Genomic DNA, 12,354 nt, shown 5'->3' on the forward strand with positions numbered 1-12,354 from the left:
GCGGCCGGGGGCTAGCGTCGTTCGGGCTTGGCCGAGCGGCCCATGAGTTCCTTGACCGCCGTCTGCGGGGACTTGCCGCCGTGGACGATGTCGACGACCGTCTGCGTGATGGGCATGTCGACGCCGTGGCGGTGGGCCAGGTCCAGCACGGAGACGCAGGACTTCACGCCCTCGGCCGTCTGCCGCATGGCCGCGCTCGCCTCGGCCAGGGACATGCCGCGGCCGAGGTTGATGCCGAAGGTGTGGTTGCGGGAGAGCGGCGAGGAGCAGGTGGCGACGAGGTCGCCCATGCCCGCGAGGCCCGCGAAGGTGTGGGCGTCGGCGCCCATCGCCAGGCCGAGCCTGGTGGTCTCGGCGAGGCCGCGGGTGATGAGGGACGCCTTGGTGTTGTCGCCGAAGCCCATGCCGTCGACGATGCCCACGGCCAGACCGATGACGTTCTTCACCGCGCCGCCCAGCTCCGCGCCCACCACGTCGGTGATGGTGTAGGGCCGGAAGTACCCCGTCAGGCACGCCGCCTGGAGGCGCCTGCCGACGGACTCGTCCGCGCAGGCGACGACGCTCGCGGCCGGCTGCCGCCGCATGATCTCGCCGGCGAGGTTCGGGCCGGAGACGACCGCGACCCGCTCAGCGGGAACCTCGGCGACCTCCTGGACGACCTCGCTCATCAGCTTGGCCGTGCCGAGCTCCACGCCCTTCATCAGGCTGACCAGGACCGTGTCCGGCGCCAGCACCGGGACCCACGCGCGCAGGCCCTCGCGCAGCGTCTGCGACGGAACGGTCAGGACGGTGAAGTCCGCGTCCGCCGCGGCCTTCGCGGGGTCGGTGGTCGCGGTGATGTTCGGCGGGAGCTCGATGCCCGGGTGGTAGTCCGGGTTGGTCCTGGTGCCGTTGATGGCGTCGACCAGTTCCTGCCGGCGGCCCCACAGGGTCACCTCGCAACCCGCGTCGGCGAGGACCATGGCGAAGGCGGTGCCCCAGGAGCCGTAGCCGAAGACGGCGCAACGGGTGGTCACTCGGCGGGCTCCTTCTGGCTCTCCTTCTCCCCGTCCGTCTCGCCGTCCGCCGCGCCCTTGGTCGCCGCACGCGACCGGGCCATGTCGAAGCGCTCGGCCGGCGCCTTCTCGCCGCGCAACTGCTCCAGCAGCGCGGTGATGTCGTCCATGATGGCGTCGGTCGCCTCGCGCAGGACCGTCGACGTGATCTCCTGACCACGCCAGCGGTCGAGGTCCACGGCCGGGCCCGCGACGACCTTGACGGTCTTTCGGGGGAACGGCTTGAAGCGGCGGTTGCCCTTCCCGCCCTTCGCGTAGCGCGGCATGATCTCGTGCGCGCCCCACTGGGCCACCGGGATGACGGGCGCGCCGGTCGTCAGCGCGACGCGGGCGGCGCCGGTCTTGCCGGTCATCGGCCAGAGCTCCGGATCGCGGGTGAGCGTGCCCTCGATGTAGAACGCGACGCATTCACCGGAGTCGACGGCGTCGATCGCGGCGCGGAAAGCCTGTGTCGCGTCGGTGGATCCGCGGTACACCGGGATCATTCGGGCGCCGTGCAGAATCTGCTTGATCACCGGCAGCTTGAAGACGCCGGCCTTCGCCAGAAATCGCGCGGGACGGCCGGAGTCGTACTGGAAGTGCCCGTAGACCAGCGGGTCCAAATACGAGTTGTGGTTGATCGCGGTGAGGAATCCGCCCTCGGCCGGAATGTTCTCGTAACCGCGCCAGTCCCGCTTCGTCAGCACGAACAGCGGGGGCTTCGCGATCACAGCCGCCAGGCGGTACCAGAAGCCGTATCTGCGGCGCGCCGCCCTGGTGCTGGAGCCGGGCACGAGCACTCCTCCTTTGCGCGCCGTCCCCCGCGGGCCGACGGTGATTCTTAACGTTCAACCGCACAAGTGTCGCCCCTGCCTCGTGGCACTGTCGAGGCACCCCCGCCGGTAGGGGCCACTTCCGTGCAGAATGGGCGCCGATGACGACGCCGAAGACGACCGTGGTGATCCCCTTGAAGCCGCCGGCCGAGGGCAAGTCCCGCCTCGCGCCCGCGGTCGGGTCGCTCCGGCCGCGGCTGGCCCTCGCCTTCGCGCTCGACACGGTCGCCGCGGCCCGGCAGTGTGCGGCGGTGGCCGGCCTGGTGGCCGTCTGCGACGACGAGCACGCGAGCGCGGCGCTGGCCCTCGCCGGGGCCTCGGTCATACCCGACACGCCGGCCGCGGGCCTCAACGCCGCACTCGCCCACGGCGTCCGGTACGCGCGCACGGTGCTGGGCGCGGGGGCGGTGGCGGCGATGTCGGCGGATCTGCCGGCCCTGCGCTCCCTCGAACTCGCCCGCGCGCTGACCGCGGCGGCGGCCCACCCGCGGGCGTTCCTGGCGGACACGCAGGGCGTCGGCACGACGCTGCTGGCGGCTGCTGCCGGCGTCCCGCTGCGTCCCCTGTTCGGCGGGGAGTCCCGCGCTGCCCATGCCGCCTCCGGCGCGGTGGAGCTCCGTCTCGACGGCGTCGCGAGCGTGAGACGGGACGTGGACACCGGGGCGGATCTGCGCGTGGCCCTGGCGCTGGGCGCGGGACGCCACACGCTGACTACGCTTGGCCTCATGCAGGCGACCGCGTACACCTACTCCCCCGACAGCCGCAGCGGCCAGGTGCTGCTCGACGACGGCACCCCCCTGCCGTTCGACTCCGCGGCCTTCGACGCGGGCGGCCTGCGGCTCTTGCGGCCGGGCCAGCGCGTCCGCATCGAAACCGAGGGCAACGGCCCGGACCGCCGCATCACGCTCATCACCCTCCAGACCTTCTGAGCCCTCGCTCCCGCAGGCGGTTGCACCCTCCAGGGCGCGAGGAACTGCGCGAGCAGCAACCGGCGTGCGGACGGCCCTGCGCGTTCGGGGCGCTACGTGGGCGGATGGCTTGCCGCGCAGAGCCCCGCGCCCCCGAGTGAGTGCAACCACAGGCGGGCGCACCGCCGGACCGGTCGCGCCCACGCGGCGGAGCCGCACATCGGCAGAGCCCCGCGCCCCCGAGGCGAGTGCGAGGTCCCCTGTGCCTCGGCGGAGCACGCCGAGGGGCGCGGTGAACCGGGGTGGGTTCAGCGCGCCCCTGGGGAGGCTGTGCTCGACGCGGCTTACTTCGCCGCGGCCTTCTTGGCGGTCGCCTTCTTGGCCGTGGTCTTCTTGGCCGCCGAGGTGGCCTTCGTCGCCGTCGTGGCCTTCTTGGCCGCGGGGCGGGAGGTGGTCGCGGTGACCGTCTTCTTCGCCGGGGCCTTGACCGCCGCCGTGGTCTTCTTGGCGGTGGTCTTCTTCGCCGTGGCGGTCTTGGCCGCCGTGGTCTTGGCGGCGGTCTTCTTCGCCGTCGCCGCGGCCGCCGTGGTCTTCTTGGCGGCGGCCTTCTTGACCGTCGGGGTGGTCTTCTTCGCCGTGGCCTTCTTGGCCGCTGCCGCGGCCTTCTTCGCGGCCGGCGAGCCGGCCGGAGCGACCATGCCGGACTTGCCGGGGGTCAGCGAGCCCTTGGGGGCCTTGCGAACCGCCACGCCCGACTTCGGTAGCTTCTTCGAGCCGCTGACCAGGTCCTTGAAACCCTGACCCGGGCGGAAACGCGGAACCGCGGTCTTCTTGACCTTGACCCGGTCGCCGGTCTGCGGGTTACGGGCGAACCGCGCGGCGCGGTCCACCTTCTCGAAAGTGCCGAAACCGGTCACGGACACGCGGTCGCCCGCGGTCACCGCACGCACGATGGTGTCGAGCACAGCATCAACTGCCTCTGCGGCGGCGCGACGGCCACCAAGCTGCTCGGCCACCGCTTCAACAAGCTGCGCCTTGTTCACGTCTTCCCCTTCGGAAACGGTTGCCCGGAAGATTCTTTCTGGGCAATTCGCACGTTAGGCATGTATATACGCCATTTCAATAACCAAACGGGCGCATCACCCTTGTGTCGCAATGGATTCGGGTTTCAGCCCGTCGTCCGACCGGTCGGCCCGAGGCCGTCCAGGTCCGCTACGAAACGCGCCAACCTCCGTGCGGCTTCCGGGAGATCGCGCTTCGCCGCCTCCGTCACCATGAGCAACGAACGGGTCAACGCGGCCCTCTCCGCGTCCGACACGTCCAGAGCACGCACACGGGCGTGTGCATCCTTGAGTCGCTGTGCGACCACCCCGTAGAGCTCGACGTCCGCGGCCTCCTCGTTCAGCTCCGCGTCGTCGCCGCCAGGGGGCGGGTCACTGGGACTCATGCGGAGATTGTGCCACTCGTGGCCGGTTATCTCCTGCCTGCGCCCGGCGTTGACCTTACACACAGTCACGGGGAGGAAACGAGGCAGCCCCCCGGTGGACACCGGGGGGCTGCCTTGATGTGGCGAAAAAGCGCTGCTGGAGGCTCAGCCGACGGGCGTGGTGGTCGGCTTGAAGGCGGGTCGGCCGGCCTCGTACGCGGCGATGTCGGCCTCCTGCTGGAGGGTGATGGAGATGTCGTCCAGGCCGTTCAGCAGCCGCCAACGGACGTTCTCGTCCAGCTCGAACGGGGCGTTGACGCCCGCCGCACGGACCTCGCGGGCCTCCAGGTCGACGGTCACCTCCGCCTGCGGGTCGGCCTCGACGAGCTCCCAGAGCCGCTCCACGGTCTCCTGCGGCAGGATCACCGTCAGTAGGCCGTTCTTCAGGGAGTTGCCGCGGAAGATGTCCGCGAAGCGGGAGGAGATGACGGCCTTGAAGCCGTAGTTCTGCAGCGCCCAGACCGCGTGCTCGCGGGAGGAGCCGGTGCCGAACTCGGGCCCCGCGATCAGGACGGTCGCGCCCTGATGCTCCGGGCGGTTGAGGACGAACGCGTCGTCCTTGCGCCAGGCCTCGAACAGCCCGTCCTCGAAGCCGTTCCGGGTGACCTTCTTGAGCCAGTGCGCCGGGATGATCTGGTCGGTGTCGACGTTGCTGCGGCGCAGCGGGACGGCCCGGCCGGTGTGCGAAGTGAACTTCTCCATGGCGGTTCAGGCCTCCACGAGCTGGGGTGCGTCGGACAGGTCGGCGGGCGAGGCCAGATGGCCCAGCACCGCGGTGGCGGCGGCCACCTGCGGGGAGACCAGGTGGGTGCGGCCGCCCTTGCCCTGGCGGCCCTCGAAGTTGCGGTTGGAGGTGGACGCGCAGCGCTCGCCCGGGGCCAGCTGGTCGGGGTTCATGCCCAGACACATGGAGCAGCCGGCGTGGCGCCACTCGGCGCCGGCCGCGGTGAAGACCTTGTCCAGCCCCTCCTCGATCGCCTGCAGCGCGACGCGGACAGAGCCCGGAACGACCAGCATCCGCACGCCGTCGGCGATCCGGCGGCCCTCCACGACGGCGGCGGCCGCGCGCAGGTCCTCGATCCGGCCGTTGGTGCAGGAGCCGACGAAGACCGCGTCGACCTTCACCTCGCGCAGCGGGGTGCCGGCCGTCAGGCCCATGTACGTCAGCGCGTTCTCGGCGGCGATGCGCTCCTGCGGGTCCTCGAACGACGCCGGGTCGGGCACGTTCGCGCCCAGCGGCGCGCCCTGGCCGGGGTTGGTGCCCCAGGTGACGAACGGGGTCAGCTCGTTCGCGTCGATGAAGACCTCGGCGTCGAAGACCGCGTCCTCGTCGGTGGCCAGGGTCTTCCAGTACGCCACGGCGGCGTCCCACTCCGCGCCGGTGGGCGCGTGGTCGCGGCCCTTGAGGTAGGCGAAGGTGGTCTCGTCCGGGGCGATCATGCCCGCGCGGGCGCCGGCCTCGATCGACATGTTGCAGACGGTCATCCGGGCCTCCATGGAGAGCCCGCGGATCGCCGAGCCGCGGTACTCCAGGACGTAGCCCTGGCCGCCGCCGGTGCCGATCCTGGCGATGACGGCCAGGATCAGGTCCTTGGCGGTGACGCCGTCGGGCAGTTCGCCCTCCACCGTGATGGCCATCGTCTTCGGGCGGGCCATCGGCAGCGTCTGGGTGGCCAGCACGTGCTCGACCTGGCTGGTGCCGATGCCGAAGGCCAGTGCGCCGAAGGCGCCGTGGGTGGAGGTGTGCGAGTCGCCGCAGACCACGGTGGTGCCGGGCTGGGTCAGTCCCAGCTGCGGTCCCACCACGTGGACGACGCCCTGCTCGACGTCGCCCAGCGAGTGCAGGCGTACGCCGAACTCGGCGCAGTTGGCGCGCAGCGTCTCCAACTGGACCCTGGAGACGGGGTCCGCGATCGGCTTGTCGATGTCGAGGGTCGGGGTGTTGTGGTCCTCGGTGGCGATGGTGAGGTCCGTGCGACGCACCTTGCGGCCGGCGAGGCGCAGGCCGTCGAAGGCCTGCGGGCTGGTCACCTCGTGCAGCAGGTGGAGATCGATGAAGAGGAGGTCGGGCTCGCCCTCGGCGCGCCGAACGACGTGGTCGTCCCAGACCTTCTCCGCGAGTGTGCGTCCCATCGCTGTCCCTCCGACCGGCGGCGTCGCCGGTCAAGCCGTCGATTGCTTTGGCGGAAGCTCCTGCCGGAGCCCCGAGGAAGCCCCTCGGAAGCCCCCGTTCATCCAGAGTGACGCAGTTCCCAGAAGATTGAACTTGCGTCTCGCGATCCGAGACTGCAATATCAGGGCATGGACAACTCTAGTGGCGTCGGCGTTCTCGACAAGGCTGCTCTGGTGCTGAGCGCGCTAGAGGCAGGCCCCGCGACCCTGGCCGGGCTGGTCTCGGCCACCGGATTGGCGCGTCCCACCGCGCACCGGCTGGCGGTCGCTCTGGAGCACCACCGCTTGGTCACACGTGACATGCAGGGCCGCTTCATCCTCGGGCCCCGCCTCTCCGAGCTCGCCGCCGCGGCGGGCGAGGACCGACTGCTGGCCACGGCCGGCCCGGTGCTCACCCACCTCCGCGACGTGACGGGCGAGAGCGCGCAGCTGTACCGGCGGCAGGGCGATCTCCGGATCTGTGTGGCCGCCGCCGAGCGGCTCTCCGGCCTGCGGGACACCGTCCCGGTGGGCTCCACCCTCCCGATGAAGGCCGGCTCCGCGGCCCAGGTCCTGCTGGCCTGGGAGGAGCCCGAGCGGCTGCACCGCGGCCTCCAGGGCGCGCGTTTCACCGCGACCGCGCTGTCCGGCGTGAGACGCCGCGGCTGGGCGCAGTCGATCGGCGAGCGCGAGCCCGGCGTGGCGTCCGTCTCGGCGCCGGTGCGCGGTCCGTCCAACCGGGTCGTGGCGGCGGTCTCCGTCTCCGGTCCGATCGAGCGGCTGACCCGGCACCCGGGCCGGCTGCACGCTCAGGCCATCGTCGAGGCGGCGGCGCGTCTGACCGAGGCGCTGCGCCGCGCCTGACCCCTCGTCAGCAGGGCGGGCCGCCACGGCGGTCCGCCCTATCGCATGCCATTTCGCATACGCCCGGAAAAACAAAAAAAGACCCTCGCGGGTCTTCGTGCGTTTCAGAGCTGGGGTACCAGGACTCGAACCTAGACTAAATGAACCAGAATCACTCGTGCTGCCAATTACACCATACCCCAAAAGTACCCCCGACCGGATTCGAACCGGCGCTACTGCCGTGAGAGGGCAGCGTGCTAGGCCGCTACACAACGGGGGCGTTGGCCCTTGCGAGCCGAGTACCCCCGACCGGATTCGAACCGGCGCTACTGCCGTGAGAGGGCAGCGTGCTAGGCCGCTACACAACGGGGGCGTTGGCCCTTGCGGACCGAGTACCCCCGACCGGATTCGAACCGGCGCTACTGCCGTGAGAGGGCAGCGTGCTAGGCCGCTACACAACGGGGGCGAGATCATTATGTGTTTGTGAGCTGGGGTACCAGGACTCGAACCTAGACTAACTGAACCAGAATCAGTCGTGCTGCCAATTACACCATACCCCATCGCACTGTCCAGGTGATCTTGGTGAGAACCTCTCGGTTCTCCCCCGTCCCTCCCGGGCGGCGCAACAAGAAGAACACTACCGGATGGTGGGCGGCGCTCCAAAATCGATAACCCGGAGCAGCTCCGGCAGGTCAGCGAGGGTGCGCACGCGCGGCACGTCCGCGCCCTCCCCGACGTCCCCGCGGTCCAGCCAGACGGCCCGCAGTCCGGCGGCGAGCGCGCCGTGCGCGTCCGTCGTCAGCTTGTCGCCCACGTAGACCACCTGGCCGGGCGGCAGACCGAGAGCGGCGCAGCCGGCCAGGAAGGCCTCCGGCGCGGGCTTGGCGTGCCCGATCTCGTCGGAGCAGACCAGCGAGACGAACCGGCCGCGCAGGCCGATCGCGGCCAGCTTGTCCTCCTGGTAGCGGCTGGAGGAGTTGCTCAGCAGCCCGTGCCGGTAGCCCGACAGCGCGTCGAGCGCCGGTATCACGTCGTCGAAGACGCGACGGTGCCGGGTGAAGGCGTCCAGGTAACCGGCGAACCACACGTCGGGGTCCGGCGCGGTGCGGCCGATCCGGCCCAGGAAGGCCTCGACCCGGACCCGGCGCTGTTCCTGGAAGCCGAGCTCGCCGGCCAGGAAGCGCTCGTAGGCGGTCTCCATGTCGGCGTTCCACAGCGCGTGCGCCTGCTCCGCGGAGACGAACGAGTCCAGCAGCCCGAGCCCGCCCAGGTACTCCAGGATCCCCGCGCGCTCGGCGCCGGAGTAGTCGAAAAGGGTGTCGTCGATGTCCCAGAGGACGCCTCGGACCTCCTCGCCGACCGTCTCAGCCACGCTTGACCACGCGGTTGCTCAGCGTGCCGATCCCCTCGACGGTGACGGCGACCTCGTCGCCGATCTGCAGCGGGCCGACGCCCGCCGGGGTGCCGGTCAGGATGACGTCGCCCGGGAGCAGGGTCATCGCGTCGGAGATGTGGACGACCAGGTCGGCGATCGAGCGGACCATCTGCGAGGTGCGGCCGGCCTGGCGCAGCTCGCCGTTGACGGTGCAGGTGACGGCGAGGTCGGCGGGGTCGAGGTCGGTCTCGATCCACGGGCCGAGCGGGCAGGAGGTGTCGAAGCCCTTGGCCCGGGCCCACTGGCCCTCGCGCTGCTGGATGTCGCGGGCGGTGACGTCGTTGGCGCAGGTGTAGCCGAAGATCACGTCGTTCACCCGGGCGTGCGGCACCTCGCGGCACATCCGGCCGATGACGACGGCCAGTTCGGCCTCGTACTGCACGTCGGAGGAGAACGGCGGGTAGGCGATGTTCTCGGTCGGGCCGATGACGGAGGTCGAGGGCTTGAAGAAGGTGAGCGGCGCCTCGGGCACCTCGTGGCCGAGCTCGGCCGCGTGGGCGGCGTAGTTGCGGCCGACGGCGACGATCTTGCTCGGCAGCATCGGGGTGAGCAGCCGCACGTCGGACAACGGCAACACCGCGCCGGTCGGCTGAAGCTCGCCGAACGGGTGGCCGGCGAGCGCGGCGACGGTCTCGGCCTCGGCGTCGATCACCCCGAAGGTGACCTCGCCCTCGTGGGTGTACCTGGCGATGCGCACGGTGCGGACGTCTCCTCGGAGCGGAACGGGTGGATCACGACCCACCCTAGTCCGGGCGGGGCGTACGGCAGGAGCGACGCGAAGGGCCCCGCCGAAGCGGGGCCCTTCGCGAGACGTGGTGCGTCGTTACTCCGCGACCCGCGCCGGCGGGGCGACCATCAGGTTCGTGCGGCGCGGGTTGGCCGTCTGCTGCGGGAGCTCCGCGGGCTGCTCGGCGGACTGGCGCAGCGCGGGGCCGCCGTTCTCCGGCAGCACGGCGAGCTTGGTCCGGCGCGGGTTGGCCGTGGGACGGAAGCTCATGGTCGTCTTGAAGGTCACCGGTGACTCACCTTGGTCTCGATCGGCAGGGGGCCACGTGCTGTGCCCACATCCAGGATCTCATTCCACAGGAGAGGCGCCCGGCACCACCTCATATGCTGTGAGGTTGGTCACTTCACGGTACTCCAGAACCGACAGTTACGGCATTGTGCCCCGATCCATAGGTTGGACATTAGGGCCATATCGGACAAAATCATGACGCGCCGTCACCCGCTCACGCGCAGCTCGGACGCACGCATGTCCGAAACGTACGGTTTCCCCGACTCCATTTCGCACGTTGCGTCACGCCTGCACCACTGATGGTCACACACTCCGCTACCGAGCGTCGCCCCTTGTTGGAGATCGGGGGCTGTGCTGGAATGCCACGGACCGCCGGAGCCGCCCCCACCCAGCAAGAAGCTCGGCACCGGGGCTCTCGACGGCGGCTTGGAGAACAGAACTCCACCGGGCGAGGCTCGGACCCGACCGGGTCCACGCCCTCCGAGAACTCGACACCGTTCCGCCGCTGCGCACAGCGCGGGACGCCTGGTCCAGAGGTTGCGACGCTAGTGCAGGGACGTATCAAGAGGGGCGGCGGCGCGGGCAACCCGGCGGACCGCGGAGCAGCTGGCCACCAGCAGCCGTCGCCGAATGCCCCCCACGCCGCCGAGGGCTCGCGCCCCGGAGCCGCCGCGGGCCGCCCCGGCCCCGAGACCGCCGGTCCCAGCGCCACACCAGGCGCGGGCTCCGGCAACGCCAAGGGCGACCAGAAGGACGGCCCCTCCGGCGCCAGCCGGATCGGGCGGGTGACCCCGCCCAAGGCCGTCAGGACACGTCGGTTCTCCCTGGGCAACTGGCGCATCCGCTCCAGGCTCACCGCCCTTCTGGTGCTCCCCGTGGTCGCCGCCATCGTCCTCGGTGGTCTGCGCATCCAGGGCTCCATCCAGACCCAGCAGCAGCTGGACAGCGTCGCCAAGCTCGGTGACGTGGCCCAGGCCGCCACCCTGCTCGCCATCGCGCTCGAGAACGAGCGCGACGACATGGCGCTGGCCAGCGGCATCCAGGGCCAGAGCGTGCAGAGCAACAGCCAGGTCCTCTACGACATGTCGCAGACCGCCAAGCGACACCAGACGCTGAGCAACCTGATCGACTCGCTCGACAAGACCCAGCTGCCGGGCAACGGCGTCGACATCACCTCGGTGCAGGCGAAGCTCCAGCAGCTGCGGCCGATCGAGACGGAGGCCTTCGGGTACCCGACCGGCGACGCCTCCGCCGGTCCGAACCTGCAGAAGACCGTCGCCGAGTTCGACGGCCTGATCGCCCCGCTGACCCAGGTCACCCAGGACCTGGCCCTCGCCTCCTCGAACCTGCAGCTGGTCCAGGCGACCCGATCGCTCCAGGCGTTCACGCAGTGGCACGAGGACATGGCCATCGTCCGCTCCACGCTGCTCGGCGCGCTCGCGTACCAGCAGCCGGGCGCGACGCAGCCGACGCCGATCATCCAGGCGAGCGACCGGCAGTACGCCGCCGCGGCGCTGGCGGACGCGGAGACCTCGCAGAAGGAGTTCACCGCCCTCTACGGCCCGAGCAAGGCCGGCAACCTGATCGGCGCCTGGCAGTCCAACACCAACATCTCCGAGGCCCAGCGCTGGGCCTCCAAGGTGCTGAGCGCCAACACGCCGCTCTCGAACGAGACCGAGACCGCGCAGGACTGGTACTCGCAGTCCCACACGCAGATGCTGCAGATGGCCCAGGACGAGTCCTTCCTGGTCCAGGAGCTGAACACGACGTCCGCCAACCTGCGCTCGCAGGCCCAGGCCGACGCCTACGCCAACGCCGGTCTGATCGTCGCGGTCCTCCTGGTCGCCATCCTCGGCGCCGGTCTGGTGGCCCGCTCGATGGTGCGCACCCTGGCCAAGCTGCAGCAGACCGCCGAGGACGTCGCCGAGCACACGCTGCCCGAGATGGTCCGCAGGCTCTCCGAGGCCGACCCGCAGGACGTGGACGTCACGATCCAGCCGATCGGGATCGACACCAGGGACGAGATCGGGCACGTGGCCCGAGCGTTCGACAAGGTCCACAGCCAGGCCGTCCGACTCGCCGCCGAGCAGGCCCTGCTCCGAGGCAACATCAACGCGATGTTCACCAACCTCTCGCGCCGCTCGCAGGGTCTGATCCAGCGTCAGCTGGCCATGATCTCCGAGCTGGAGTCGCGTGAGGCGGACCCGGACCAGCTGGCCCAGCTGTTCAAGCTCGACCACCTCGCGACGCGTATGCGTCGTAACGGTGAGAACCTCCTCGTCCTCGCGGGTGAGGACCCGGGCCGCCGCTGGACCCGTCCGGTCCCGCTGGTCGACGTGCTCCGCGCCGCCGCCTCCGAGGTGGAGCAGTACGAGCGCATCGAACTGGCCTCGGTGCCGACCGCCGAGGTCGCCGGCCGCGTCGTCAACGACCTCGTGCACCTGCTCGCAGAGCTGCTCGAGAACGCGACGTCGTTCTCCAGCCCGCAGACCCGGGTCCGGGTCACCGGTCACGCGCTGCCCGACGGCCGCGTGCTGATCGAGATCCACGACACCGGCATCGGCCTCTCCCCCGACGACCTGGCCGAGATCAACGAGCGCCTGGCGAACCCGCCGGTGGTGGACGTCTCCGTCTCCCGCCGCATGGGCC

Annotated in this window: 12 protein-coding genes and 5 tRNA genes; 3 read left to right on the forward strand and 14 right to left on the reverse strand. The window is 70.8% G+C overall.

Annotated features, from left to right (window positions below; all coding sequences use genetic code 11):
- Positions 1–11: 11 nt before the first annotated feature.
- The gene (locus TR48_RS31445) at positions 12–1,016 is read right to left on the reverse strand and encodes an NAD(P)H-dependent glycerol-3-phosphate dehydrogenase (protein ID WP_084729919.1); all 1,005 of its coding nucleotides are present in this window, start codon (positions 1,014–1,016) and stop codon (positions 12–14) included.
- A complete protein-coding gene (locus TR48_RS31450) occupies positions 1,013–1,828 on the reverse strand; it encodes a lysophospholipid acyltransferase family protein (RefSeq protein WP_042373769.1) in 816 nt (271 codons plus the stop codon). The genes TR48_RS31445 and TR48_RS31450 overlap by 4 nt, the downstream gene beginning before the upstream one ends.
- 140 nt (positions 1,829–1,968) lie before the next feature.
- On the opposite strand from TR48_RS31450, the gene cofC reads away from it, so the two are divergent.
- Positions 1,969–2,796 (forward strand): 2-phospho-L-lactate guanylyltransferase, encoded by an 828-nt coding sequence (cofC, locus tag TR48_RS31455; RefSeq protein ID WP_063771100.1) that lies wholly within the window; start codon positions 1,969–1,971, stop codon positions 2,794–2,796.
- A gap of 323 nt (positions 2,797–3,119) precedes the next feature.
- Here cofC and TR48_RS31460 read toward each other — a convergent pair whose 3' ends face one another.
- The 4 genes from TR48_RS31460 to leuC form a co-directional block, all read right to left on the reverse strand.
- On the reverse strand, positions 3,120–3,818 hold the full coding sequence (locus TR48_RS31460; RefSeq protein WP_042373755.1) for an HU family DNA-binding protein: 699 nt from the start codon (positions 3,816–3,818) through the stop codon (positions 3,120–3,122).
- 125 nt (positions 3,819–3,943) lie between these two features.
- Positions 3,944–4,222, reverse strand: coding sequence for an SCO5555 family protein (locus TR48_RS31465; RefSeq protein WP_236652420.1), 279 nt, complete (start codon positions 4,220–4,222; stop codon positions 3,944–3,946).
- Positions 4,223–4,366: 144 nt separating this feature from the next.
- A complete protein-coding gene (gene leuD / locus TR48_RS31470; RefSeq protein WP_042373756.1) occupies positions 4,367–4,963 on the reverse strand; it encodes a 3-isopropylmalate dehydratase small subunit in 597 nt (198 codons plus the stop codon).
- Between the two features lie 6 nt (positions 4,964–4,969).
- The gene (gene leuC / locus TR48_RS31475) at positions 4,970–6,394 is read right to left on the reverse strand and encodes a 3-isopropylmalate dehydratase large subunit (RefSeq protein ID WP_042373757.1); all 1,425 of its coding nucleotides are present in this window, start codon (positions 6,392–6,394) and stop codon (positions 4,970–4,972) included.
- Between the two features lie 168 nt (positions 6,395–6,562).
- Here leuC and TR48_RS31480 point away from each other — a divergent pair, with 168 nt between their 5' ends.
- Positions 6,563–7,276: an IclR family transcriptional regulator gene (locus TR48_RS31480; RefSeq protein ID WP_042373758.1), complete on the forward strand. Its 714-nt coding sequence runs from the start codon at positions 6,563–6,565 to the stop codon at positions 7,274–7,276.
- A gap of 110 nt (positions 7,277–7,386) precedes the next feature.
- Here TR48_RS31480 and TR48_RS31485 read toward each other — a convergent pair.
- The 8 genes from TR48_RS31485 to TR48_RS44555 form a co-directional block, all read right to left on the reverse strand.
- A tRNA-Gln gene (locus tag TR48_RS31485) sits at positions 7,387–7,458 on the reverse strand.
- A gap of 4 nt (positions 7,459–7,462) precedes the next feature.
- Positions 7,463–7,535: transfer RNA gene (locus tag TR48_RS31490), tRNA-Glu, on the reverse strand.
- Positions 7,536–7,555: 20 nt separating this feature from the next.
- Positions 7,556–7,628, reverse strand: a tRNA-Glu gene (locus tag TR48_RS31495).
- 20 nt (positions 7,629–7,648) lie between these two features.
- A tRNA-Glu gene (locus TR48_RS31500) sits at positions 7,649–7,721 on the reverse strand.
- Positions 7,722–7,743: 22 nt separating this feature from the next.
- Positions 7,744–7,815, reverse strand: a tRNA-Gln gene (locus TR48_RS31505).
- A gap of 77 nt (positions 7,816–7,892) precedes the next feature.
- Positions 7,893–8,627, reverse strand: coding sequence for an HAD family hydrolase (locus tag TR48_RS31510; protein ID WP_042373759.1), 735 nt, complete (start codon positions 8,625–8,627; stop codon positions 7,893–7,895).
- The gene (locus TR48_RS31515) at positions 8,620–9,387 is read right to left on the reverse strand and encodes a fumarylacetoacetate hydrolase family protein (RefSeq protein ID WP_042373760.1); all 768 of its coding nucleotides are present in this window, start codon (positions 9,385–9,387) and stop codon (positions 8,620–8,622) included. The genes TR48_RS31510 and TR48_RS31515 overlap by 8 nt, the downstream gene beginning before the upstream one ends.
- 126 nt (positions 9,388–9,513) lie before the next feature.
- A complete protein-coding gene (locus TR48_RS44555) occupies positions 9,514–9,705 on the reverse strand; it encodes a hypothetical protein (RefSeq protein WP_042373761.1) in 192 nt (63 codons plus the stop codon).
- A 548-nt stretch (positions 9,706–10,253) separates the two neighbouring features.
- Between TR48_RS44555 and TR48_RS31525 the strand changes: the two genes are divergently transcribed.
- Positions 10,254–12,354: sensor histidine kinase (locus tag TR48_RS31525; protein WP_042373762.1), on the forward strand; the 2,101-nt coding region annotated here is incomplete at its 3' end.

It is taken from the genome of Streptacidiphilus neutrinimicus, assembly GCF_000787815.1.
Taxonomy (GTDB): domain Bacteria; phylum Actinomycetota; class Actinomycetes; order Streptomycetales; family Streptomycetaceae; genus Streptacidiphilus; species Streptacidiphilus neutrinimicus.